The following is a 23,729-nucleotide window of genomic DNA, read 5'->3' as shown; positions in this document are numbered from 1 at the left end:
GCGTCAATACCAGGGTGCCGTCAAGATCACGTTTGCGGGGATGAACGCCGAGATTAGGGCCTGCGAGCGCGGCCGATCGCGGTTTCGCCGACCGGCATCGGCACCCACTTCGGGAACATCCACGCGCGCCGCGCGTCGTCGACCACGAAACCCGCTGCGCTGATCGACCGCTCGGTGTGCCGGTGGGTGTGGCAGTTGCCCAGTAGCCGCGGCCACACCGTGGCGTCGACGACCTTCTGCAGTCCGGCGCGCGCACCGGTGCTCGCGACGTGCTCGAGGTAGCGCAGTTCGCCACCGGGGCGCAGTCTGCTGAACAGCTGCCGCAGCACCTCGTCCGGATCGCCGACCGAGCACAGCACCAGCGAACACACGACGGCGTCGAACCGCTCGTCGGACGCGTAGTCCTCGACGGTCTCGGTCGTGACGGTCACGCGGACCGCGGCGCGCTCGGCGGCCTGCTTCGCGATGTCGGCGAGCCTGCGCTCGGGTTCGACCGCGACGACCTCGTCGACGGTGTCCGGGTAGAACTCGAAGTTGGTTCCGGTGCCCGCGCCGACCTCGAGCACGCGACCGGTCAGGCCCGCCAGGTTCTCGCGCCGCAGCACCCGGACCGACTCCGGCTCGCGCTTCGACATGCGCGTCCACAGCCGCGCGAAGAACGGGTTGTCGACCTCACCCATTGAGCGTTCCCTTCAGCCGTGCAACTGCGTCGGACGGTCTGGTGTCGAACCCCAACGCCCCCATGGTGATTCGGCCCGCGCACACGGCCCGCAACACCCGGTCGGCGAACTCCTCGTGGTCGCCGAAAGGGAAGTAGGGGCGCGAGATCAACAGCGCCGCGACGCCGTGCGCCACCGCCATCAGCTCCAACGCCATCTCAGTGACGTCGCCGTCGGGATAGACGCCCTCGGCGATCAGCGCCCGGACGGTGTCGGTCAGATGCACGAACGCCGAGCTGTTCAGAGCGACATCGACGTCGCTGCCGGGCCGCGGCTCCCCCATGGTCGCGATCCGGTACAGCTCGGGGGTCTGCAGGGCGAACCGCACGTACGCCATGCCTTGGGCCCACAGCCGGTCCACGGTGGTCGGCTGATCGTCGGCGGCGGTGCGCATCACCTCGTCGAGACGCTCGAAGTAGCGGGCGCAGACCGCGTCGAGCAGCGCTTCCTTGTCGGCGAAGTGCAGGTAGATCGACGGCGGCGTGACACCGACGCGCTGCGCGACCGACCGGATGGACACCGCCTTCTCGTGTCCGGTTTCGAGCAGTAGATCGGTGGTGGCGTCCAGGATCTCGTCGCGCAGCCGATCACCCGAGCCGCGGGGGGCCCGCCGACGTCTGAGGGGCTGGACCGACACGCTATCGAGTCTCCACCTCTGTGCCGACCATCGACCGGTCGGGCTTCGGACTGACGATGCCGTCGTCGAGGGGGCCGGCCTCGCTGATGCCGATCCGGTCGTGCAGCCGCGCCAACGGCTTCGGGGCCCACCAGTTCCAGCCGCCCATGACGTGCATGAACGACGGCACCAGCATCATCCGCACCAGGGTCGCGTCGACGAGCACCGCCAGCGTGAGTCCGACGCCGAACATCCGCATGAACGACACCTCGGCGGCGATCAGTGCGGCGAACGAGATGGACATGACGATCGCGGCCGCCGTGATGACACGACCGGTCCTGGCCAGGCCGAGGGCGACGGCCTCGTCGTTCACGACCCTGGCCTGCGCACGCGTCATCGGACCCGCTTCGGCCTTCAGCTCCAGCCAGAACTCGCGGATCCTGGCGACCAGGAACACCTCGTAATCCATCGACAGGCCGAACGCGATGCAGAACAACAGCACCGGCATGTTGGCCACCAACGTTCCGGTCGCCGTGGTGCCGAACGCCCCGAGGTGCCCCTCCTGGAAGATCCACACCAGTGCGCCGAACGCCGCCGTCAGCGACAGCACGTTCAGCACGAGGGCTTTCAGCGGGAGCGTGACGCTGCCGGTCAGCAGGAACAGCAGCCCGAACGTGATGACGGCGATCAGCCCCAGCACCCACGGCAGCCGCTCGGTGATGGCCTGGACGCTGTCGCGGTTGATCTGGGCGATACCCGCGACCTGGACGTCGCGATCCCCCGGCCCCGCGATGGCGTGCACTCGGTCGAGTTGATCCTCCGACGCCTCGGAGAACAGCGGGGCGTCGCTGCCGACCGCGAGGAAAGCGCTGCCGTCCGCGACGTAACCCTGCGGGGGCGGCGGGGCGACCTGCCTGCCTGCGACGAAGGTGCCCGCCGGCCCGGTCACCGACGTCACGTCGGGCACCCGCGACAGTTCGACCGAGTAGCGCTCGTAGTCGGCGGTGTCGATCCCGGTCGCATCCGGCACGACGACGTTGACCGCGGTGGACGAGTCGTCGGCGAAGTCGTTGCGCAGCTGGTCGCCGACCTGATGCGCCGACGCGGACGTGGGCAGCACCCGGTCGTCGGGGAAGCCCCACGTCACGTTGAGGAAGGGGGCGCCGAGCGCGAGCAGCAGCACGACCACCGCCAGGCCGATCGGCACGGCGCGGCGCATGACGAATCTGGTTGAGCGGTACCAGAACTGACGCTCCACCGGCTTGGGAGAGGTATCGATCGACTTGCGGAACAACCCGCGGATGGTCAGCGCATCGAGCCGATCGCCGAGGAACCAGATGGCCGCCGGCGTGACGATCACCGCCGCCGCGGCGCCGAACGCGACCGTCGCCACGCCCGCGTACGCGAAGGACTTCAGGAAGTACATCGGGAACAGCAGCATCGCGGCCATCGACAGCGCGACAGTCGTCGCCGAGAACAACACGGTCCGGCCCGCGGTCGACATCGTCCGGATCAGCGCCTGCTCGCGGGATCTGCCGTCGGCGAGTTCGTCGCGGTAGCGGCTGATGATCAGCAGCGTGTAGTCGATCGCCAGCGCGAGGCCCAGCGCCGTCGAGAGGTTGAGCGCGAAGATCGACACGTCGGTGGTGAACGTGATCAGGCGCAGCACCGACATCGACCCGACGATCGCGAAGCCGCCGACGATCATCGGCAGCGCGGCGGCGACCAGGCCGCCGAAGACCCACACCAGGACCAGGAAGCTCAGCGGAATCGCGATGGCCTCCATCAGCAGCAGATCCCGCTCCGTCTGGGCGTTGATCTGCGAGTAGACCATCGCCGAACCGCCCGCCCGCACGGTGATTCCGGCGCGGTCGTAGACCGAGCCGCCCAAGTCGTCGATCAATGCCTGCGCGTACTTCTGGGCGTCGTTCTCGCCGCCGGTGATGCCCGCGACGATGAGGCCGGTCTTGCCGTCCCTGCTGGTCAGTTGGGCCGCCGCCTGCGGCGGCACGGTCCAGGCGGAGGTCACGTCGGCGACGTGCGGCGACTTCGCGAGGTGGTCGACGATCTCGGTGGCGATGTCCCTGGCCGGTGCGCCGCGCACGCCGCCGTCGGGGTCGGTGATCGTGACGAGCATCTGCATGTCGCCCTGCCTGAACTTCTCGGTCAGCAGCGCCGTCGCCTGCGCGGACTCCGACGACGGGTCCTGGAAACCGCCCGCCGACAGGCTCTTCGCGACCGGGATCCCGAAGACCGCGGCGGCGACCATGACCAGGGCCGCGACGACGAGAATCCGGCGCGGCGCGGCGATCGCCAGCAGCGCGATTCGGTGCAGCACAGCGACCCTCCTCCAGCAGAGTATCGACGGTAAGTTATCAGCGATAACTCAGCGGCGTCAACGCGTCCGGTTCTGGGTATCACGGCACGCGGCGACGGAATGTTCACATTCGCGAACTCTCCAAGCGATCTCACAGCGGCTTAGGGTTGAACCCATGGCTTCTTACGACACGTCCAGCGCGCCGGTCATCGACACGCCTAGGAACCCGTACGCGCTGACCGACCTCGGCCTACTGCTGCTCCGCTTCGCCGTCGGCGCGACGATGATCCAGGCCGGCCTCATCAAGGCTCTCGACTTCACCACCACCGTCGACTTCATGGAGCAGGGCGGATGGCGGATGGCGACCTTCGCCGCGGCGATGGTCACCATCGCCGAGACCGCCGGCGGCGTGCTGCTTCTGCTTGGTTTGCTGACGCCGCTCGCCGCCTGCGCGATCGTGGCCGCGATGATCGACGCCTGGTTGGTGAACGTGTCCGGCGCGGCGTTCTGGTCGGAGCCCTTCAACGTGCCGTTCCTCACGGCGTTCGGCGCATTGACCCTGCTCTTCGCGGGTGCGGGCGCCTACTCGCTGGACGCGAAGTTCTTCGGTCGGCACCGCTGGCCCGGCCTTGTCAGCGTCTTCCTGTTCATCGTCGCCGTCGCCGCGGCGGTTGCCACGTGGATCTTGCTGAACGGCACGAACCCGCTGCACCTCACGAACCCGGCGGGTTAGCAACCTACCCGTGGGTAAGAATTGCCACGGTTTTCAGAATCGTGACTCAAAGATTCCTTAATCGTGAAGGTTACTGTCCAGTACATGTGGATCGACGACACCAATGCAGATGTCATCAAAGTTGATTTCGAGGCCCTTTACCACGGGGATTACCTCGTCGAAGGTGACACCACCGAGCAGTTCCCAGACCTCGCCGCCGCTGTCTGAGCGGGAGACTAGAGCAAGAAGCCGCCGACGCAGTGCGTCGACGGCTTCTTGGCGTCTTACGGCAGTTAGCTAGACCGAGGCTCGAGTCTTGATCATGCCGCCGAGTCGGTCGGCGATGATCTCCTCGGCCCCGGACACGATGCGGCTGATGAGCTCGTGGCAGGTCGGGATGTCGTCGATCAGACCCATGACCGTGCCGACGGTCCAGATGCCGGCGTCGAGGTCGCCGTCGTCGAACACCTTGCGCCCGCGCACACCGGCGACCAGATCCTTGACGTCCTCGAACTGACCACCCCGCTTCAGGATCTCGACCACCTCGCGCGACACCGTGTTGCTCGCCACCCGCGCCGTGTTGTGCAGCGTGCGGAAGATCAACTCGGTCCCCCGCTCGTCACCGGCGACGATCGCCTCCTTGACGTTCTGGTGGATGCACGATTCGGCGGTCGCCATGAAGCGCGTGCCCATGTTGATGCCGTCGGCACCCAGTGCCAGGGCCGCCACCAGACCACGGGCGTCGCCGAATCCCCCGGAGGCGATCATCGGGATCTCGATCTGCTTGGCCGCCGCCGGGATCAGCACCAGGCCGGGGATGTCGTCCTCGCCGGGGTGACCCGCGCACTCGAAGCCGTCGATGCTGATGCCGTCGACACCGAGGCTCTGCGCCTTGACCGCGTGGCGGACCGAGGTGCACTTGTGCAGCACCTTGATGCCGTTGTCGTGGAACATCGGCAGGTGCGGAGCCGGGTTGGAGCCCGCTGTCTCGACGATCTTGACGCCTTCGTCGACGATGACCTGGCGGTACTCGTCGTACGGCGGCGGGTTGATCGACGGCAGGATCGTCAGGTTGACGCCGAACGGCTTGTCGGTCAGATCGCGCGTCTTCTGGATCTCCCGGCTCAGATCCGCGGGCGTGGGCTGCGTCAGCGCGGTGATGAACCCGAGCCCGCCCGCGTTCGCCACGGCCGCAACGAGTTCCGCGCGGCCGACCCACTGCATGCCACCCTGTGCGACGGGGTGCTCGACCCCGAAGACCTCGGTGAACTTCGTCGTGATGCCCATGCGGCTACCTCGGGGCCATCCGGATCGCGCCGTCCAGGCGGATCGTCTCGCCGTTGAGCATCGGGTTCTCCACGATGTGCACCGCCAGCGCGCCGTACTCGTCGGGATCGCCCAGGCGCGCGGGGTGCGGCACCTGCTGACCCAACGACTTCTGCGCCTCCTCGGGCAGCGAGCCCAGCAGCGGGGTCTTGAACAGGCCCGGTGCGATGGTGCAGACGCGGATCAGCTCACGCGACAGGTCGCGCGCGATCGGCAGGGTCATGCCGACGACGCCGCCCTTGGACGCCGAGTACGCGGCCTGGCCGATCTGACCTTCGAACGCCGCGACCGAGGCGGTGTTGATGATGACGCCGCGCTCCTCGCCGATGGGCTCGTTCTTGGCGATGCGCTGCGCCGACAGCCGCAGCACGTTGAACGTGCCGATGAGGTTGACCTCGATGGTCTTGGTGAACCACTCCAGCGGGAACGGGCCGTCCTTGCCCAGCGTCTTGGCCGCGCTGCCGATGCCCGCGCAGTTGACGTTGATGCGCACGGGCCCAAGCGATTCCGCGACGTCGAGCGCCTTGCCGACGCCCTCCGGGTCGGTCACGTCGGTCGCGACGAACTTCACGCGATCGCCCAGCTTGGCCAGCTCGTCACCCTCCTTGAGGTCGATCACGACCACGGAGGCTCCGGCGTCCAGCAGTCGCTTGGTGGTCGCCAGGCCCAGGCCCGACGCGCCACCGGTGACGACTGCTACGGCGTCTTTGATCTGCACGAGATGTGTTCCCTTCTTTCGGTGTTAAATCCAGTCCTTCAACACGGCTTCGGTGTCCGCTCCCGGCACGCCGGGGGGTTTCGGCGCGGCGGGCGCGGTGCGCGAGAACCGCGGCGCGGGTGCGGGATACAGGTAGTCGCGCTCGCGGTAGAACGTGTCGCGCTCCGTGATGTGCGGTTCGGTCTCGACTTCGGCGAACGACAGCACCGGCGTCACACAGGCGTCGCTGTCGGCGAACACCTTCGCCCAGTGATCGCGGGTCTGCGACGCGAACACCGACGTGAACGTGGCGCGCAACTCCGGCCACCGGGCCATGTCGTTCTGGTCGGGCAGCGTGTCGTCGTCGGCCAGGCCCAGCTTCTCCAGCAGTTCGGCGTAGAACTGCGGCTCGATCGAGCCGACGGAGATGTACTTGCCGTCGGCCGTCTCGTAGGTGTCGTAGTACGGCGCTCCGGTGTCGAGCATGTTCACGCCGCGCTCGTCGCTCCACATGCCCATGCCGCGGAAAGCCCACATCATCGTCGCCAGCACGCTGGAACCGTCCACCATCGCGGCGTCGACGACCTGGCCGGTGCCCGAACGCTCGCGCTCCCACAGCGCGGACAGGATGCCGACGAGCAGGAACATCGAACCGCCGCCGAAGTCGCCGACCAGGTTCAGCGGCGGAACCGGCTTCTCGCCTGCCCGGCCGACCGCGTGCAGCACGCCGTTGAGCGAGATGTAGTTGATGTCGTGGCCTGACCGCTGGCTGCGCGGACCGTCCTGACCCCAGCCGGTCATGCGACCGTAGATCAGCTTGTCGTTGACCTTCGCGCAGTCCTCGGGCCCGAGGCCCAGCCGCTCGGTGACGCCGGGCCGGAAGCCCTCGATCAACACATCGGCCTTGGCGACCAGGGAGAGCACCAGCTCGCGGCCCTCGTCGCTCTTCAGATCGGCGCCGATAGAACGCCGGTTGCGCAGCAGGTAGTCCGTGCTGGGGTTCGTCGCCGGACCCGCTCCCTTACCCGGCCGTTCGACGCGGACGACGTCGGCGCCGAGGTCGCCCAGGATCATCGCCGCGTGCGGCCCGGGCCCGATGCCGGCCAGTTCTACGACACGCAATCCCTGCAGAGGTCCAGCCATGAGATACGTCCTCCGATAGTCGTCCCGGTTGACCGCCGAGGGAGAGCCTACTTGTATAACTTAGTGAATCCGCCGCGGGCCTCGGCTCGCCCGACGCAAGGTACTGACATGACCACCACTGAGGCATACACCGGCATCGACGATCTCACGGTGTCTCTCGACGGCGGCGTGCTTTCGGTGACGCTCAACCGTCCGGACAGCTTGAATTCACTGACCGCGGCGATGTTGCAGACCATCGCCGACTCGATGGCGCGGGCCGCCGTCGACCCGCGGGTGCGCGTCGTGCGCCTGGCCGGGGCCGGCCGCGGATTCAGCTCCGGCGCGGGTATCAGCGAGGAGGACCACGCCAACCCTGGAGCCAGCGGCACGCCCGGCGACGTGCTCGCGGCCGCGAATCAGGCGGTCCGGTCGATCGTCGCGCTGCCCAAGCCCGTGGTGGCGGTGGTCCAGGGACCGACGGCGGGCGTCGGGGTGTCCCTGGCGCTGGCCTGCGACATCGTCCTCGCCTCGGAGAAGGCCTACTTCCTGCTGGCGTTCACGAAGATCGGGCTGATGCCCGACGGCGGTGCGTCGGCTCTGGTGGCCGCCTCGATCGGCCGCGCCCGCGCGATGAAGATGGCGCTGCTCGCCGAACGGCTGCCCGCCGCGGAGGCCCTGGCCGTCGGGCTGATCAGTGCGGTGTACCCGGCTGACGACCTGGACGCCGCCGTCGACGGCGTTATCGCGACGCTGTCGGCCGGCCCGGCGGTGGCACTCCGCAAGACGAAGCAGGCCATCAACGACGCCACCCTCACCGAACTCGAGGCGGCGTTCGAGCGTGAGACCGAGGGACAGCTGCAGTTGTTGGAGTCCACCGACTTCCGTGAGGGCACCAGGGCGTTCCAGCAGCGCCGGTCACCGACGTTCACCGACGACTGACATCGCGGGCTCCGCCCGCCGGAAAATCGTTCGACGCGCGCACCCTCGATGAACGACCATCGACTGCGTGAGTACGCATTTCGACACCCGGCCGGCGCAGCCCGGCGGCTGGCGCGTGCTCGCACCGTTTGGGATTCGCGAGTACCGACTGCTGATCGCCGCGGTGTCGCTGTCGATCTTCGCCGAGGGCATGTGGGCCGTCGTGATGGCGCTGCAGGTCATCGAACTGGACAACGACCCCACGTCGCTGTCGCTGGTCGCCACGTGCCTCGGCGCCGGACTGGTGGGGTTCGTCCTGGTCGGCGGCATCGCCGCTGACCGGCTGAACCAGCGCAGCATCATCATCGCCGTCGAGACGGTGAACGTCATCGCGGTGACGTCGGTGGCGGTACTGAGTTCGCTTGGAGCCCTGCGGATCTGGCACATGGCGGTGGCGGCGGGCACGCTCGGCATCGCCGCGGCGTTCTTCTTCCCGGCCTACAGCGCGATCCTGCCGCGCATCCTGCCGCCCGAGCAGCTGCTCGCCGCCAACGGTGTCGAGGGTGTCGTGCGCCCGGTGTTCCAGCGTGCGGTCGGCCCGGCCGTGGCGGGCGTGCTCGTCGGCGCGACGATGCCGTCCATCGGCGCCGTCGTCGTGGCCGTGCTGTTCGCCGTCGGACTCGTCCTGCTGGTGGCCACCCGCCCGGCACGCGTCGAGACGGTGGTCGCGGACGTCCCGGCACGGCCGCACGTCCTGCGGGATCTGCGCGACGGGTGCTCGTTCGTCGTCCGCACGCCGTGGCTGCTCGCGACCCTGTTGTTCGCGAGCATGTTCGTCCTCGTCGTGATCGGTCCGATCGAAGTGCTGCTGCCGTTCATCGCGCAGGACCGCTTCCACGACGGTGCCAGGTCGTACGGGTTCATCCTGGCGTTCTTCGGGGTGGGCAGCGCGCTCGGTGCGCTGGCGGTGTCGTCGACGCGGATGCCGCGCCGCTACCTCACGGTGATGATGATCATGTGGGGGCTCGGCTCGCTACCGCTGATCGTCGTCGGAACCACGTCGTCGTTCGGCTGGATGGCGGTCGCGACGTTCGTCGTCGGCGTGACCGACGGCGCGGGCATGGTCATCTGGGGCACATTGCTCCAGCGGCGGGTGCCGACGGCGATGCTGGGCCGGGTGTCGAGCCTGGACTTCTTCGTGTCGTTGGCGTTCATGCCGGTGTCGTTCGCGATCGTCGGCCCGCTGTCGAAGGTGGTGTCGATGGAGGTCATCTTCATGACCGCGGGCATCGTCCCGGTGGTGATCGGATTGGTCGCCTACCTGGTGGCGCGGATGCCGCGCGACGAGATCGAGAACCCGTTGAGTTAGACCCCGAAGATCGGCGGCAGTGCGAGCACCATGACGAGCCCCCAGAAGAAGTGAGTGAGCATGGGAGCGAGCACTCCGCCGGTTATCCGGCGCTCGTAGGCGCACACGCCGCCGAGGATCAGACCGGCGAAGCCCAGCATCGGGTTGCCCGCGGCGGACACCGCCACCGCGTAGATGATCGTGGACACGACCTCGGGGCGGAACCTGCCGATCGCCGAGAACAGCGCGCCGCGGAAGAAGAGTTCCTCGGCGACACCGTTGATGACGGTGATCAGAACCACCAGCCACAACGTGCCGTAGTTGGCGTACTCCAGCACCGCGACGATGTACTCGCGGACCGGACCGATCTCCCTGGCCACCAGTCCGCCGACGATGAACACGGCGCCGAGAACCACGCCGATCACCGATCCCGTGATCACCGGACGTCTGGTGCGACCGCGGAACTGGACGCTGCCCATGTGCACCGGACCGGACAGCCGGGCGCCGACCGCCCACACCGCCGCGAGCGCCAGGGTGAGCACGTAGAACTCCGTGCTGCCGGGCGTCCGACTCAGGGACAGCCCCAGCAGCGTGGCGCCGATCAGCAGCACCACGACGACGATGATTCGGCGCTTCTTGACCTGCGACGGCGATTCGTCGTGGGTCACCGCGGGCGAGCCGAGGATCGCGCCGATCTCCGACACCAAACCCGTCACGACGCGCTCCGAGGCGCCAGTGCGAGCACCGTGTCCAGACCGGTGCGCCACCATCCCGCGACGGGACCGGGTACGGCGCCGAGCAGGCCCAGCACCGGATGGACGTGAGTCGGCGTCACCAGCGCCGCGAGCTTGCGCAGCCGCAGGATGTCGCCGCCCGCCCAGTCCGGATCGGTGTCCGCGAGGTGGTGCGGGTCGATGAGGTGGTTGACCGGGCGCTGCTTCCTGCTCGCCAGCGACAGTTGAATCGCCTCGTCGATGCCGACCAGACCACCCGGCGGTGCCGGCACCAGGTCGGTCAGCCCCCTGTTGGACGCCGTCATCGGAAAGTCCAGCGATTCAACGAGATCCGACGCAAGGCCGCCGGGCACCGGCACGAACAGCGCGGCCACCTGCGAGACGATGCGCATGTCGACGTTGGGCACGGGCACGCCCGTGCGCCGTTTCTCCGACAGCCGCGCGTAGCTGAGCAGGAGATCGCCGTAGGTCGTGGTCTCGGGACCGCGGATGTCGTACGACCCGGCGGGAACGCGCTCGCCGTCGGCCGCGGCGACCAGGTAGTGGAGCACGTCGCTGATCGAGATCGGGTCGAGTCCGTTGTGCGCCCAGGGCGGCATCGGGATCAGCAGGAAGCGATCGCCGACGTACCGAAGCAGCTCGAACGACGTCGACCCCGCACCGATGATGATCGCGGCCCCCAGCCACACCACGTCGGGACCGCCCTCGACGGTCAGCGCCTCGGCTACCTCGGCGCGGCTGGTGAGGTGCTCGGAGAGTTCGCCCGCCTCCGGCACGAACCCGCCGAGATAGACGATGCGCCGGACTCCGGCCTCCTTCGCCGCGAGCGCGACGTTGCGCGCCGCGCGGTTGTCCGCCTCGCGGAAGTCGGGCTGGCCGATGCCGTGCACCAGGTAGTAGACGACGTCGACGGAGCCTGCGACGGTGAACGCGCTCGCGACCGACTCGGCGTCGGCGGCGTCCAGGTACACCGGCGTGACGTCGTCGAACCAGCCGAAGTCCGCCAGCCTGGTCACGTTGCGGCTGGCGACGACGACCTCGTGGCCGTCGCGCAGCAGCGAGGCGACCAGTCGCGAGCCGACGTAGCCGGTCGCGCCGGTGACGAGTATGCGCATGGGAGTCACGGTAGGCAGGTACCCCGACCCGATCAAACGGAATCGGGATGTGGTCGGCCTCGCACCGTGAACACGCCGGCGGCGACGGCGGCCAGCGTGGCGTCGATCGCGCGCCGGACGTCGTCCTGTGTCGGCGGCGTGCGCAGCAGCAGCCACTGGTAGTACAGCGGCGCCGACACGGCGCGTACGACGGCCGCCGCGTCGGTACCCGCGGGTGCCTCGCCGCGCCGGACCGCGTCGTCGACGCACGCCGACCACTCGTCGATGCGGCTGCGGTAGAACTCGGCGAGCGCCTCGGCGGTGTCGGGGTCGTAGGAGGCCGCGGCGATGAGGGCCGCGAACAACGGGCCCTGCCGGTCGTCCGACAGCGTCTTCGCAACCAGTTCCGCGTTGGCGCGCAGGTCGCCGCGCAGCGTGCCGGTGTCCGCCCTGGGCAGCGAGGTCGCCGCCATGTCGCGCAGCAACTCCGCGATCAGCGCCGCCTTGCTCCCCCACCGGCGATACACCGTGGAGGTGCCCACGCCGGCGCGATCGGCGACGTCGGTGAGTTCGATTGCCCCCACCCCGGACTCGGAGAGCAGGTCGACGGCGGCTGCGAGGACCGCGGTGCGCACCGCGGCCGTGCGACCGCCGGGCCGTGAGCTCATGCGCCCACCTTAACGGGAATGGATTCCCGTTAGTGTGGGTTGTCGCATCACATGGAGTATCGACGAGTAGGTGATTCCGGTCTGGTGGTGTCCGAGCTCGGCTTCGGCGCGGCGACGTTCGGCGGTGTCGGCGACTTCTTCGGCGCCTGGGGCGACACCGACGTCGTGGCGGCGCGCCGGCTGATCGACATGTGTCTCGAGGCGGGCGTGACACTGTTCGACACCGCCGACGTGTACTCCGACGGGGCGTCCGAGAAGGTGCTCGGCGCTGCACTGCGCGGCCGCCGCGACGACGTGCTCATCTCGACCAAGGCCGCGCTGCCCACCGGTCGCGACGACTGGGGAACGTCGCGCAGCAGGCTGATCCGCGCCGTCGAGCGCGCGCTCGAGCGCCTGCAGACCGATCGCATCGACCTGTTCCAGTTGCACGCCTACGACGCGGGCACACCGATCGACGAAGTGCTGCAGACACTGGACGTGCTTGTCGCACAGGGAAAGATCCGTTATCTCGGCGTCTCCAACTTCGCCGGGTGGCAGCTGATGAAGTCGCTGGCGCGCTCGGATGCCCGGCACCTGCCGCGCTACGTGGCACATCAGGTCTACTACTCGTTGGCGGGGCGCGACTACGAGTGGGATCTCATGCCGCTGGCCGCGGCCGAGGGCGTCGGCGCGATCGTCTGGAGCCCGTTGGGCTGGGGTCGGCTGACGGGCCGAATCCGTCGCGGGGCGCCGCTGCCCGAACTCAGCAGGCTGCACACCACCGCCGACGCGGGCCCGCCGATCGACGACGAACGCCTCTTCGCGATCGTCGACGTCCTTGACGAGATCGCCTCGGAGACAGGCAGATCGGTACCGCAGCTGGCGCTGAACTGGCTGTTGACGCGCCCGACGGTGTCGTCGGTCATCATCGGAGCGCGCACCGAGTCACAGCTGGCCGACAACCTCGGCGCCGCCGGATGGCGACTGGACGCCGACCAGGTGGCGCGCCTCGACGCCGTCAGCGGGACCGAGGCGCCCTACCCGCACTTCCCCTACCACCGGCAGGAGGGCTTCGCTCAGCTCAACCCGCCGATGACTTAAGCCTCTGCGGCGCGGTGCATTTCAGTGAGGTGCACGTACGCCTGCGCGTTGAGCCTGTTGTGGGCGACCTCGTCATCGGACAGTTCGCGTCGCACCTTGGCGGGCACCCCGGCGACCAGCGAGCGCGGCGGGATCACCGCCCCCTGCGGAACGACCGCACCGCCGGCGATCAGCGAACCCGTGCCGATGACGGCGCCGTTCATCACGATGGCGCCCATCCCGATCAGGCAGTCGTCCTCGACGGTGCAGCCGTGCAGCACGGCGTTGTGCCCGACCGTGACACCCGCGCCGATGCGCGCGGGGAAGCCGGGGTCGACGTGCACGGTGCAGCCGTCCTGGATGTTGCTGCCCTCGCCGATCTCGATGGGTTCGAACTCGGAGCGCAGCGTCACCGAGTACCACACGCTGGCGTAGGCGGCGAGGGTCACCTGACCGCACACCGTGGCGTTGTCAGCCACCCAGGAGTCCTGATGAAGCTGTGGGGTACGGCCGTTGACGGTTCGGATGAGCGGCATCCGCGGATACTAACCGGCGTCGATCAGGTGCCCTGGTACACCTTGCGGTAACTCGACGGCGACATCCCGACGCCGCGGCGCAACTGGTGTCGCAGGTTGCCGCCGGTGCCCAGGCCCGACAGCCGCGCCACCTCGTCGACGGGCAGGTCGCGCGACTCCAGCAGCTCCCTGGCGCGATCGACGCGTCGGCTCCTGATCCACGCGCCCGGCGCCTGGCCCGTCTCGTCCCGGAAGCGCCGATTGAACGTGCGGGCACTCATGTTGGCGTGTCGCGCGAGCCGCTCGACCGTCAACTCCTCGTCGAGGTGCTGCAGCGCCCAGTGCCGGGTCGCCGCGGTGGACGCGTCGTCCGGTGCGGGCACCTGGCGGTCGATGAACTGCGCCTGACCGCCCTCGCGCCACGGCGGGACGACGCAGTACTTCGCGACGGCGTTGGCGACGCCGGAGCCGTGGTCGGTGCGAATGATGTGGAGGCACAGGTCGATTCCCGCGGCGAGCCCCGCCGACGTCAGCACGTCACCGTCGTCGACGAACAGCACCTTCTCGTCGACGCGGACTCCGGGGTGCAGGCGTCGCAGGTCGTCGGCGAACTTCCAGTGCGTCGCCGCGGTGCGACCCGCGAGCAGGCCCGCGGCGGCCAGCACGAACGCCCCGGTGCAGATCGACACCAGTCGGGTCCCTGGGCGGACGGTCGCCAGCGCGTCGGCGACGTCGGGATCGAGCACACCGTCGTGACGGGCGGGGGCGTACCGGGTGCCCGGCACGATCACGGTGTCGGCGGTCGCGAGCGCCTCCGGCCCCGCGGCCGCAACGATGTCGAAACCGTGGGTCGACGCGATCGGTTCACGGGTCACCCCGCAGGTGACGACGTCGTAGAGGCGCTCCCCGGCGTCGTCCTCCGCGGACCCCAGCAGCATCGGCGCGATGGCCGCGTCGAAGCCGACGACGGGCGCGAGCAGCAGAACGGCGACCCGGTGCATGCGTCCATGATGGCATGTTTTTAACGAATGCTGGCATTCATGCCACTGGCGTGCCGGCGTCGCAGGCCCGATGGTGGTCGCGTGACCCTCGAGACTTCCCGTCGGCCTCGCCTGCACTGGGCCTGGGTGGTTGCCGCCGTCAGCTTCGTGGCGCTGCTCGGCGCCGCCGCCTTCCGGTCGGTGCCCGGCGTCTTCATGAACCCGCTGCACCACGAGTTCGGGTGGTCGCACGGCACCGTCGGGCTCGCCATGTCCGTCAACATGACGTTGTTCGGCGTCACCGCGCCGTTCGCCGCCGCGCTGATGGACCGCTTCGGCGTGCGCCGCGTGCTGGCCGTGGCGCTGACCCTCATTGCGGCCGGTTCGGCGCTGTCACTCGCGATGACGGCCAGCTGGCAGCTGGTGGTGTGCTGGGGCGTGCTCGTCGGCGCCGGCACCGGAGCCATCTCGATGGGCTTCGTGGCGACGGTGTCGACGCGCTGGTTCGAGCAGCGCCGCGGCCTGGTGACCGGCATTCTGACCGCCGCCAGCGCGACGGGGCAGCTGATCTTCCTGCCCGTCGTCGCCGCGATCACCACGCAGTACGGCTGGCGCTGGGCGGCCCTCGTCGTGGCCGCGGCGGCGCTTGCCGTGGTGCCGCTGGTGGCGGTCTTCATGCGCGACCGACCGCAGGACGTCGGCCTGCTGGCGTACGGCGCGACGACCGCCGAGCCCGCCACGATCCCCACGGGCAGCTTCCGGGCGGCCTTCGACGGACTGCGCATCGGCGCCCGCGTTCCGGCGTTCTGGCTGCTGGCGGGGAGCTTCGCCATCTGTGGCGCCACCACCAACGGGCTGATCGGCACCCACTTCATTCCCGCCGCCAACGACCACGGGATGCCGACGACGGTCGCCGCGGGCCTGCTCGCCGCGATCGGCGTGCTCGACGTCGCGGGCACCGTGCTGTCCGGCTGGCTGACCGACCGGGTGAACCCGAAGGTGCTGCTCGTCGTCTACTACCTCGGCCGCGGGCTGTCGCTGATGCTGCTGCCCGCACTGCTGTCGCCGCACGCCGAGCCAAGCACGTGGGTGTTCATCGTCTTCTACGGACTGGACTGGGTGGCCACCGTGCCGCCGACCATCGTGCTGTGCCGCGACTACTTCGGAGCACGCGCACCCGTCGTCTTCGGCTGGGTCTTCGCCGCGCACCAGCTGGGCGCCGCCGCAGCGGCCGCGGGCGCGGGCTGGATCCGCGACCTGCAGGGCGCCTACGACCTGGCGTTCTACCTGGCCTCGGGGCTGTGCGTCGTCGCGGCGCTGCTGTGCGTCAGCATCCGTCGAGCGCCCGCGGAGGCCCCGCTAGCTGCGCCTTAGGTTGTGGCTCAGGTCACTGCGATTTGGCGGACGACCTGTAACTCGACATACCATTCCCCTGCGCCGCGTCGGGGGATGCACATTGCGCATCCACGAAAACATCTGACGACGCGTTGAGCTGAGGAGCCGAAGGTGAACACTCGTAACAGCAAGATCCTGGGTGCGGCGGTCGCCACCGCTGCACTGGCCGTATCCCTGCCGCTGGCGATCACGGCGCAGGCCGAGCCGACGACGACGCCCGCGCCGACGACGCCGCTGTCGGATTGGCAGGGCAACTGCGACCCGCTGCGCGCCGAGCTGGCCCCGACCGGCGCCACCAAGGAGAGCCTGTCGAAGCTGCCCGTCGGGCAGGCGCTGGCGGCGATCCCGTCGCTCAGCACCTTCACGTCCGCTATCAACGGCGGACTCAACCCCGAGGTCAACATCGTCCCGGTGCTGGAGAACGGCCCGTACGTGGTGCTCGCGCCGAACAACGACGCGTTCGCCAAGCTCGACCCCGCGCAGCTCGACGCGCTCAAGGCCGATCCGGCGGCGCTGACCAAGCTGGACTACTACCACGTCTTCCTCGGCCTGCTCGGCCCCAGCGACGTGGCCGGCCAGCGGCCGACGCAGCAGGGCGAAGAGGTCAAGGTCTCCGGCAAGGACGGCGACATCAAGGTCAACGACACCGCCAAGGTGATCTGCGGCGGTATCCAGACGGAGAACGCCAGGATCTACATCATCGACACGGTGCTGGATCCGAATATGCCGCCGGAGCCGCTGACGCCGCAGACGTCGTTCAGCAACACCGGCAAGCCGCTGTCCCCGTCGAGCACCACGACGTCGGCGCCTGCCCCGGAGCCCGCTCCGGAGCCCGCCCCGGCCGGCTAAGTCTCCCAAGCGATTTCGGCGCGCATCTCGGGGTTCAGTCCCGAGATGCGCGCCGAATTCGCGTTCAGAGACCGAGATCGCGGCCGATTATCTCCTTCATGATCTCGGTGGTGCCGCCGTAGATCGTGGAGATGCGGACGTCGACGTAGTCGCGAGCGACCTTGTACTCGTTCATGTACCCGTAGCCACCGTGCAGTTGCACGCAAGCGTCGACGACCCGCTTGTGCAACTCGGTGCACCACCACTTGGCCTTCGAGGCCTGTACGGCGGTCAGCTCGCCGTCGACGACGGCACGCAGGCACCGGTCGATGTACTGCTCGCCGATCTCCAGTTCGGTGTCCAGCTCGGCCAGCACGAACCGGTTGTGCTGGAAGCTGCCGATCGGCTGCCCGAAAGCCTTGCGGTCCTTCACGTACTGCAGGGTGTCGGCGAAGGTGGCGCGAGCGCCCGCGATCGCGGCGATGCCGATGGACAGCCGCTCCGAGGGCAGGTTGGTCATCAGGTGGTAGAACCCCTTGCCCTCCTCGCCCAGCAGGTTCGCAGCGGGCACCCGCACGTTCTCGAAGTTCAGCTCCGCGGTGTCGGCGAAGTGCTGGCCCATCTTGTCGAGCTTGCGACCGCGGGTGAAACCCTCCATGTCGCGTTCGACGACCAGCAGCGAGAAGCCCTTGTGGCCGGCGTCGGGGTTGGTGCGCGCCACGACCACCACGAGGTCCGAGTTGATCCCCGCGGAGATGAACGTCTTGGAGCCGTTGAGGATCCAGTCATCGCCGTCGCGTACCGCGGTGGTCTTGATGCCCGCGAGGTCGCTGCCCGCGCCCGGCTCGGTCATCGCGACGGCGCCGATCAGCTCGCCGCTGATGTAGCCGGGAAGCCACCGCTCCTGCTGTTCGGAGTTGGCCAGGTTCGCGAAGTACGGACCCACGATGTCGTTCTGCAGGCTCAGTCCCGGCGTGGGGCCGCCATAGCGCGAGAACTCCTCGACGATCACCGCGTTGAAGCGGAAGTCGTCGACACCACCGCCACCGAACTTCTCCGGCAGATTGAACCCGATGAGCCCGTACTTGCCTGCCGCGACATAGGCATCGCGGTCGACCAGGCGGTCGCTCTCCCACTTCTCGGCGTACGGAGCGCACTCCTTCTCGATGAACTGACGCGCGGTCTCGCGCAACTGTTCGTGCTCGGGTTCGAATACCAGTCGCTTCATGTCAACTCCTACTTCGCTTGCCAGACGGGCGCCCGCTTCTCGGCGAACGCCCGCGGTCCTTCCTTGGCGTCCTCGGAGCGCAGCACGCCGCCGATTTCGCGCATGGTCCTGTTCCAGCCGTCGACGTCACCGGTGATGACGCCGTCGTCGACTCCGTTGGCGACGCGCTTGCTGGCCCACACCGCGAGCGGCGCGTTGCCGGTGATGCGGTCCGCCAGTGCCAGGGCGGCGTCGACGACCGTGCCGTCGGGCACCACCTGGTTGATGAGGCCCCACTTCAGCGCGTCGGCCGACGACATCGGTTCGCCGGTGAAGAGCAACTCCATCGCGACCTTGCGCGGAAGCTGATCGACGATGCGGAACACCCCGCCCGCTGCGGCGATGAGGCCGCGCTTGACCTCCGGCAGACCGAATTTCGTGCGCTCCTCGGCGACGACGAGGTCACTGGCCAGGGCCAGTTCGGTGCCCCCGCCGAGCGCCGTGCCGTTGACCGCCGCGATGGTCGGCTTGTCGATGTAGTGCTGGACGTAGCCCGCGAAGCCCCACTCCCCGTGCTCGGGATGGAAGAGGTTCTCGCGGCGCGCAATGGCCTTGAGATCGGCTCCCGCGCAGAACGATTCGCCCGCGCCGGTGATGACGACCGCGCGCACCTCGGGATCCTCCTGGGCGGCGTGCAGGGCGTCGCCGACCGCGATGCTCACCGCGGCGTTGACGGCGTTGCGCGCCTCCGGGCGGTTGATGGTGATGAGTGCGACGTTGCCCCGGCGCTCGACGAGAGCGCCGGGGACGTCAGTGGAGGCCTCGGTCACAGCAGTTCGAAGATGGTGGCGTTGGCCTGGCCGCCGCCCTCGCACATCGTCTGCAGGCCGTACTGAATCCCGTTGTCCCGCATGTGGTACAGCAGCGTGGTCGCGATGCGGGCACCGGAACCGCCGAGCGGGTGTCCGAGGGCGATCGCCCCGCCGTTGGGGTTCAGCTTCTTCTCGTCGGCGCCGATGTCCTTGAGCCACGCCAGCGGGACGGGCGCGAACGCCTCGTTCACCTCGAATGCGCCGATGTCCTCGATCTTGAGGCCGGACTTGGCCAGCGCCTTCTGCGTCGCCGGGATCGGCGCGGTCAACATGATCACCGGGTCGGCGCCGGCCAGCACGGCGGTGTGCACACGTGCGATCGGCTTGAGCCCCAACGACTTCGCCTTCTCGGCCGACATGAACAGCAGCGCCGCCGAGCCGTCGGAGATCTGGCTGGAGTTGCCGGCGTGGATGACACCGTCCTCCTTGAAGGCGGGCTTCAGCTGCGCCATCTTCTCGATCGGCGTGCCGCGGCGGATGCCCTCGTCCTTCAGCACGACGGTCTCGTTGCCGTCGGCGTCCTTGGTCTTGATGCCGACGATCTGATCATCGAAGGCACCGGAATCCTGTGCGGCGGCGGCCTTCTCATGCGAGTCGAGCGAGAACTGGTCCAGCGTGGTGCGGTCGAGGCCCCACTGCTCGGCGATCATCTCGGCGCCGGTGCCCTGGTTCGGCGTCGTCGTGTAGCGCGACCGGAACGCCTCCGGGTACGGGTGGCCGCCGTTGGCCAGCGATGCCCCCATCGGGGTGCGCGACATCGACTCGACGCCACCGGCGACGACGACGTCGTAGTGACCCGCGGCGACACCCGCAGCGGCGAAGTGGATCGACTGCTGACTGGAGCCGCACTGGCGGTCGACGGTCACACCCGGCACGCTCTCCGGCCACCCGGCGGCGAGCACCGCGGTGCGGGCGATGTCGAGCGCCTGCTCACCGGCCTGCATGACGCAGCCCCAGATGACGTCGTCGACGAGTGCCGGGTCGACACCGGCACGCTCGACGAGTCCGTTGAGCACCTGCGCGGACAGCTCACCGGGATGGGTTCCCGAGAGTCCGCCGTTGCGCTTTCCAACCGGCGACCGGACTGCCTCGACGATGACGGCTTCAGCCATGGAGCTTCTCCTTTGAAGTGTGGGGATACTCCCGAAGTTAGAGCAGTTGGTTTACTAGGTCAACCAGCTGGTTGGTCGAGTACCTCACAGACGCCTTGCGTTCATCGGCCGGCAAGCCGGCTCCGCCACGATGACCCGGTGGTCTCGATCGACCTGTCGGTACTCGACGTCCCGCGCGCCATCCCGCCCGACCCGGAGGCCTACCTGCGGGCGGCGATGGCCTGGCACTTCGGCGCGGACACGGGGTCGCCGTTCTGGCTGCGCGCCGCCGGCCGGCTCGACTTCGACCCGCTCACGGACGTCCGCAGCCACGACGACCTCGGGCTGTTCCCCAACCTGGTCGACGAACTGCGCGACGTGCCCGTCGAGGACCTCATCCCGCGGGGATACGGCACGCCCCCGCCGATTCCGCGGGTGTTCGAGTCCGGCGGCACCACGGGCGCCCCGAAGCGCACCGCGCAGTTGCCCGACTGGATCGAGCAGGTGACCCGCTGGCAGATCGAGGACTTCACCGCGGGCGGTTTCGTGCCCGGCGCCGGACTGCTGTGCATGATGCCCGGCGGCCCGCACGGCGTCGGGCACTTCGACCGCGTCGTCGCCGAGCGGCTCGGTGCGACGTTCCACGCCGTCGACCTCGATCCGCGGTGGGTGAAGAAGGTGGCCGCACGCGGCGCGCGAGCCGAGGTCGCCCGCTACGTCGACCACGTCCTGGAGCAGGCCCTGCACATCCTCGAGACGCAGACGGTGGCGAACCTGCACGCCACTCCCCCGCTTCTGGAGGCCATCGCCAACGACGACCGCCTCATCGACCTGGTCAACCGGAGGATCCGCTACATCCTGCTCAGCGGGGCCCACGTCGACGTCGACACCATGGCGCTGTTCCGCGGCATCTTCCCCGGCGCCGCGATCGCGCTGGCGTTCGGCAGCACGATGATCCTGTCGCAGGCGGCGACGCGCACTCGGGCGAGCGAAGCGACGGGGGAACACACCGACGGCGACGCGTTCGTCTTCGACCCTCGCTCGCCGTACGTCGTGTTCCGCGTGGTCGATCCCGGCACCGGCGCGCAGGTCCCCTACGGCGAGCGGGGCCAGATCGTCATGAACCACGTCAGCAAGGGCATGTTCATCCCGAACAACCTGGAGCGTGACACGGCGATCCGGCTGCCCGGTCCCGACGGTGGAGTCGGGGACTCGGTGAGCGAGGTCGCGCCCGTCGCGGTGTTCGGCGGCGAGCCGGTGATCGAGGGCGTGTACTAGCCGTGCTGCCCGTCGACGCGCTGGGCCCCGACGGGGAGTACCGCACCAGCCGGCGTCAGATCGTCACCGACACCCGGGGCGTCCCCGTTGTCGACCTCGCGGCGGTGCCGCGCCTCTACATAACCAGATCCATTGCCGCACAACGCAGGAGGGCGCCGTTGCCGGCCGGGCAGCGCGCCGAGGCGCTGACCCGCGCGGCCGAGGTGTTCGCGGGCGAGACCATCGCGGGGCTGAGCTACGCCGACTACGTCGAGCTCACCTGCCGGATCGCCGGCCTGCCGCTGGCGGTCGCGCGAGCCGGTGCGGACGTCGTGGCGGAGTCGTTGGCGACGGCTGTCGACGCGGTGCGCGCCGCGCAGCCCGCGGGATCGACGCTGGACTGGCGCGACCAGCCCAGCGGCGCCGTGTGGGCGCGCCGCGGTGACGTGCTCGCCGTCCACGCACCGGGCAACGCACCCGGCGTGCACGGGCTGTGGCCGCAGGCCCTCGCGCTCGGGTACCGGGTCGCGGTGCGACCGTCGCGCCGCGAGCCGCTGACCGCGCACCGGGTGGTCACCGCGCTGCGGCGGGCCGGCTTCCGCGACGCCGACGCCGCGTACCTGCCCACCGACCACGTCGGGGCCGACGACGTCGTCCGGGCGGCGGACCTCGCGCTCGTCTACGGCGGCCAGGACGTCGCCGATCGCTACGCGGCCGACCCGTCGGTGTTCGTCAACGGGCCGGGCCGCACCAAGATCCTCATCACCGCCGAGCAGGACTGGCGCGAGCACCTCGACGTCGTCGTCGACTCGATCGCCGCGCTCGGCGGCATGGCCTGCGTGAACGCCACCGCCGTGCTCTACGAGGGCGACGCCGCGCCGCTGGCGGACGCGATCGCCGAGCGGCTCGCGGACATGCCGGCGCTGCCGTGCACCGACCCGCGGGCGGTCCTTCCGACGGTGCCGACCGGGCAGGCGCACGCGCTGGCCGCCGTCCTGGCCGGGTCGGCGGTGGGGAGCACGCCGATCCTGGGCGCCGATCAGGTGGTCGCCGACCTCGGCGACGGGTTCGCGGCGCTGCGCCCCGCCGTGCACCTGCTGTCCGGGCCCACGTCGGCGCTCGCTGTGGAGTTGCCCTTCCCGTGCGTGTGGGTGTCGCCGTGGTCGCGGGCCGACGGCATCGCGCCGCTGCGCAACACCCTGCTGCTCACCGCCATCACCTCGGATCACGACCTGCTGGACAGGCTGCTGGGCGAGCCGACGGTGACTAACCTGTACCGCGGCGACGTCGCCACCCACTACGGCGCCCCGAACATCCCGCACGACGGATTCCTCGCGGACTTCCTGATGCGCAACAAGGGATTCGTCGCCGGCTGACACGCAGCGGTATCCTCAGATGGTTTACTAGGTTGCACAGCTGAGCTGCAGCGACGTAGATCGACGAGGAGGTGTCGTGGCTCGTAGTACGCCCCTGGCGCCGATGATCGGGCCCGAAGGTGTGGCACCGCTGTCCGGCTCGCCCATTCGGTCCCCAAAGACGGCGGAGCTGGTGGCGGGCACCCTGCGCCGCATGGTGGTCGACGGCCAGCTCAAGGAGGGCGACTTCCTGCCCAACGAGGCCGAGCTGATGACGCACTTCGGCGTCAGCAGGCCGACGCTGCGCGAAGCGGTGCGCGTGCTCGAGTCGGAGCGGCTCGTCGAAGTGCGCCGCGGTTCCCGTACCGGTGCGCGTGTGCGCGTCCCCGGCCCGGAGATCGTCGCCCGCCCGGCGGGGTTGCTGCTCGAACTCTCCGGCGCGACGATCGCCGACCTGCTCACTGCGAAGGCGGGCATCGAGCCGATGGCGGCGCGACTGCTCGCCGAGTCGGGGTCGGCGGACGCCTTCGACGAACTCGACGTCCTCCTCGAGCAACTCGTCGCCGACGGACACGAGTCGGGCAGCCTCGCCGAGAGCACCGGGCTGTTCCACCTGCGCGTGGTGCAGTTGTCGGGCAATGCGACGTTGAGCGTCGTGGCGGGCATGCTGCACGAGATCACGGTCAGGCACACGGCCTTCGTCTTCAAGGAGCACAAGTCCGTCTCGAAGGCCGACTTCGACAAGCTGATCCGGTCCTACCGCAAGCTGCTGCAGTTCCTGCGCGCCGGCGACGCCGCGGGGGCGGAAGCGCACTGGCGCAGGCACCTCGACGCCACTCGGGAGCTCCTCCTCACCGGTCTGGAGAGCGTCGAGATCCGCGACGTGATGGGCTGACGAG

General features: G+C 69.3%; 24 protein-coding genes. 10 read left to right on the top strand and 14 right to left on the bottom strand.

What is annotated here, in order from left to right; all coding sequences use genetic code 11:
* Positions 1–53: 53 nt before the first annotated feature.
* The 3 genes from NM203_RS01205 to NM203_RS01195 are packed head-to-tail and all read right to left on the bottom strand — an operon-like array spanning position 54 to position 3,673.
* Complete coding sequence (locus NM203_RS01205; RefSeq protein WP_255057762.1) at positions 54–680, bottom strand: class I SAM-dependent methyltransferase; 627 nt, start codon at positions 678–680, stop codon at positions 54–56.
* Positions 673–1,356: a TetR/AcrR family transcriptional regulator gene (locus NM203_RS01200; RefSeq protein ID WP_255057761.1), complete on the bottom strand. Its 684-nt coding sequence runs from the start codon at positions 1,354–1,356 to the stop codon at positions 673–675. The genes NM203_RS01205 and NM203_RS01200 overlap by 8 nt, the downstream gene beginning before the upstream one ends.
* Position 1,357: 1 nt before the next feature.
* The gene (locus NM203_RS01195) at positions 1,358–3,673 is read right to left on the bottom strand and encodes an MMPL family transporter (protein ID WP_255057760.1); all 2,316 of its coding nucleotides are present in this window, start codon (positions 3,671–3,673) and stop codon (positions 1,358–1,360) included.
* A 154-nt stretch (positions 3,674–3,827) separates the two neighbouring features.
* Between NM203_RS01195 and NM203_RS01190 the strand changes: the two genes are divergently transcribed.
* Together NM203_RS01190 and NM203_RS01185 are read left to right on the top strand one after the other, a co-directional pair.
* Positions 3,828–4,385, top strand: coding sequence for a DoxX family protein (locus tag NM203_RS01190; protein ID WP_255057759.1), 558 nt, complete (start codon positions 3,828–3,830; stop codon positions 4,383–4,385).
* An 84-nt stretch (positions 4,386–4,469) separates the two neighbouring features.
* Positions 4,470–4,592, top strand: coding sequence for a hypothetical protein (locus NM203_RS01185; RefSeq protein ID WP_255057758.1), 123 nt, complete (start codon positions 4,470–4,472; stop codon positions 4,590–4,592).
* A 69-nt stretch (positions 4,593–4,661) separates the two neighbouring features.
* Here the strand turns inward: NM203_RS01185 and NM203_RS01180 are convergent, their stop codons facing one another.
* The 3 genes from NM203_RS01180 to NM203_RS01170 are packed head-to-tail and all read right to left on the bottom strand — an operon-like array spanning position 4,662 to position 7,530.
* Positions 4,662–5,651 carry an NAD(P)H-dependent flavin oxidoreductase gene (locus NM203_RS01180; protein ID WP_255057757.1) on the bottom strand — a complete coding sequence of 330 codons (990 nt, stop codon included), beginning with the start codon at positions 5,649–5,651 and terminating at the stop codon, positions 4,662–4,664.
* A 4-nt stretch (positions 5,652–5,655) separates the two neighbouring features.
* A complete protein-coding gene (locus NM203_RS01175) occupies positions 5,656–6,408 on the bottom strand; it encodes a 3-hydroxyacyl-CoA dehydrogenase (protein WP_255057756.1) in 753 nt (250 codons plus the stop codon).
* A gap of 24 nt (positions 6,409–6,432) precedes the next feature.
* Positions 6,433–7,530, bottom strand: a complete 1,098-nt coding sequence (locus NM203_RS01170; protein WP_255057755.1) for a CaiB/BaiF CoA transferase family protein — start codon at positions 7,528–7,530, stop codon at positions 6,433–6,435.
* A 108-nt stretch (positions 7,531–7,638) separates the two neighbouring features.
* Here NM203_RS01170 and NM203_RS01165 point away from each other — a divergent pair, with 108 nt between their 5' ends.
* Both NM203_RS01165 and tet(V) read left to right on the top strand, forming a co-directional pair.
* Positions 7,639–8,448, top strand: a complete 810-nt coding sequence (locus NM203_RS01165) for an enoyl-CoA hydratase (protein ID WP_255057754.1) — start codon at positions 7,639–7,641, stop codon at positions 8,446–8,448.
* A 67-nt stretch (positions 8,449–8,515) separates the two neighbouring features.
* Positions 8,516–9,796: a tetracycline efflux MFS transporter Tet(V) gene (gene tet(V) / locus NM203_RS01160; protein ID WP_255057753.1), complete on the top strand. Its 1,281-nt coding sequence runs from the start codon at positions 8,516–8,518 to the stop codon at positions 9,794–9,796.
* Here tet(V) and NM203_RS01155 read toward each other — a convergent pair.
* The 3 genes from NM203_RS01155 to NM203_RS01145 are packed head-to-tail and all read right to left on the bottom strand — an operon-like array spanning position 9,793 to position 12,271.
* Positions 9,793–10,545: a CPBP family intramembrane glutamic endopeptidase gene (locus NM203_RS01155; protein WP_408633278.1), complete on the bottom strand. Its 753-nt coding sequence runs from the start codon at positions 10,543–10,545 to the stop codon at positions 9,793–9,795. The two genes, tet(V) and NM203_RS01155, sit on opposite strands and share 4 nt — an antisense overlap.
* On the bottom strand, positions 10,488–11,633 hold the full coding sequence (locus tag NM203_RS01150) for an NAD(P)H-binding protein (RefSeq protein WP_255057751.1): 1,146 nt from the start codon (positions 11,631–11,633) through the stop codon (positions 10,488–10,490). Before NM203_RS01150 ends, NM203_RS01155 begins: the two co-directional genes overlap by 58 nt.
* A 23-nt stretch (positions 11,634–11,656) precedes the next feature.
* Positions 11,657–12,271, bottom strand: coding sequence for a TetR/AcrR family transcriptional regulator (locus NM203_RS01145; protein ID WP_255057750.1), 615 nt, complete (start codon positions 12,269–12,271; stop codon positions 11,657–11,659).
* A gap of 51 nt (positions 12,272–12,322) precedes the next feature.
* Here NM203_RS01145 and NM203_RS01140 point away from each other — a divergent pair, with 51 nt between their 5' ends.
* Complete coding sequence (locus tag NM203_RS01140) at positions 12,323–13,351, top strand: aldo/keto reductase (protein WP_255057749.1); 1,029 nt, start codon at positions 12,323–12,325, stop codon at positions 13,349–13,351.
* Here the strand turns inward: NM203_RS01140 and NM203_RS01135 are convergent.
* Entirely contained in the window at positions 13,348–13,866 is a 519-nt protein-coding gene (locus NM203_RS01135; protein WP_255057748.1) for a gamma carbonic anhydrase family protein, read from the bottom strand. The two genes, NM203_RS01140 and NM203_RS01135, sit on opposite strands and share 4 nt — an antisense overlap.
* A gap of 23 nt (positions 13,867–13,889) precedes the next feature.
* Positions 13,890–14,846, bottom strand: coding sequence for a GlxA family transcriptional regulator (locus NM203_RS01130; protein ID WP_255057747.1), 957 nt, complete (start codon positions 14,844–14,846; stop codon positions 13,890–13,892).
* A 39-nt stretch (positions 14,847–14,885) separates the two neighbouring features.
* Here NM203_RS01130 and NM203_RS01125 point away from each other — a divergent pair, with 39 nt between their 5' ends.
* On the top strand, positions 14,886–16,199 hold the full coding sequence (locus NM203_RS01125; RefSeq protein WP_255057746.1) for an MFS transporter: 1,314 nt from the start codon (positions 14,886–14,888) through the stop codon (positions 16,197–16,199).
* Positions 16,200–16,331: 132 nt separating this feature from the next.
* Positions 16,332–17,069, top strand: a complete 738-nt coding sequence (locus NM203_RS01120) for a fasciclin domain-containing protein (protein WP_255057745.1) — start codon at positions 16,332–16,334, stop codon at positions 17,067–17,069.
* 64 nt (positions 17,070–17,133) lie between these two features.
* Here the strand turns inward: NM203_RS01120 and NM203_RS01115 are convergent, their stop codons facing one another.
* The 3 genes from NM203_RS01115 to NM203_RS01105 are packed head-to-tail and all read right to left on the bottom strand — an operon-like array spanning position 17,134 to position 20,239.
* On the bottom strand, positions 17,134–18,276 hold the full coding sequence (locus tag NM203_RS01115; RefSeq protein ID WP_255057744.1) for an acyl-CoA dehydrogenase family protein: 1,143 nt from the start codon (positions 18,274–18,276) through the stop codon (positions 17,134–17,136).
* 8 nt (positions 18,277–18,284) lie between these two features.
* The gene (locus tag NM203_RS01110) at positions 18,285–19,085 is read right to left on the bottom strand and encodes a crotonase/enoyl-CoA hydratase family protein (protein ID WP_255057743.1); all 801 of its coding nucleotides are present in this window, start codon (positions 19,083–19,085) and stop codon (positions 18,285–18,287) included.
* Complete coding sequence (locus NM203_RS01105) at positions 19,082–20,239, bottom strand: thiolase family protein (RefSeq protein ID WP_255057742.1); 1,158 nt, start codon at positions 20,237–20,239, stop codon at positions 19,082–19,084. Before NM203_RS01105 ends, NM203_RS01110 begins: the two co-directional genes overlap by 4 nt.
* Positions 20,240–20,377: 138 nt before the next feature.
* Here NM203_RS01105 and NM203_RS01100 point away from each other — a divergent pair, with 138 nt between their 5' ends.
* From NM203_RS01100 to NM203_RS01090, 3 genes are all read left to right on the top strand, one after another.
* Positions 20,378–21,496 (top strand): phenylacetate--CoA ligase family protein, encoded by a 1,119-nt coding sequence (locus tag NM203_RS01100; RefSeq protein ID WP_255057741.1) that lies wholly within the window; start codon positions 20,378–20,380, stop codon positions 21,494–21,496.
* 2 nt (positions 21,497–21,498) lie between these two features.
* Positions 21,499–22,851, top strand: a complete 1,353-nt coding sequence (locus NM203_RS01095; protein WP_255057740.1) for an aldehyde dehydrogenase family protein — start codon at positions 21,499–21,501, stop codon at positions 22,849–22,851.
* A gap of 76 nt (positions 22,852–22,927) precedes the next feature.
* Positions 22,928–23,725 (top strand): FadR/GntR family transcriptional regulator, encoded by a 798-nt coding sequence (locus NM203_RS01090; RefSeq protein WP_255057739.1) that lies wholly within the window; start codon positions 22,928–22,930, stop codon positions 23,723–23,725.
* Positions 23,726–23,729: the final 4 nt, after the last annotated feature.

Source organism: Mycolicibacterium arenosum (assembly GCF_024320865.1).
Taxonomy (GTDB): Bacteria; Actinomycetota; Actinomycetes; order Mycobacteriales; family Mycobacteriaceae; genus Mycobacterium; species Mycobacterium arenosum.
The sequence above is the reverse complement of the archived record's forward strand: the minus strand, read 5'-3'. Positions and strand labels throughout refer to the sequence as shown.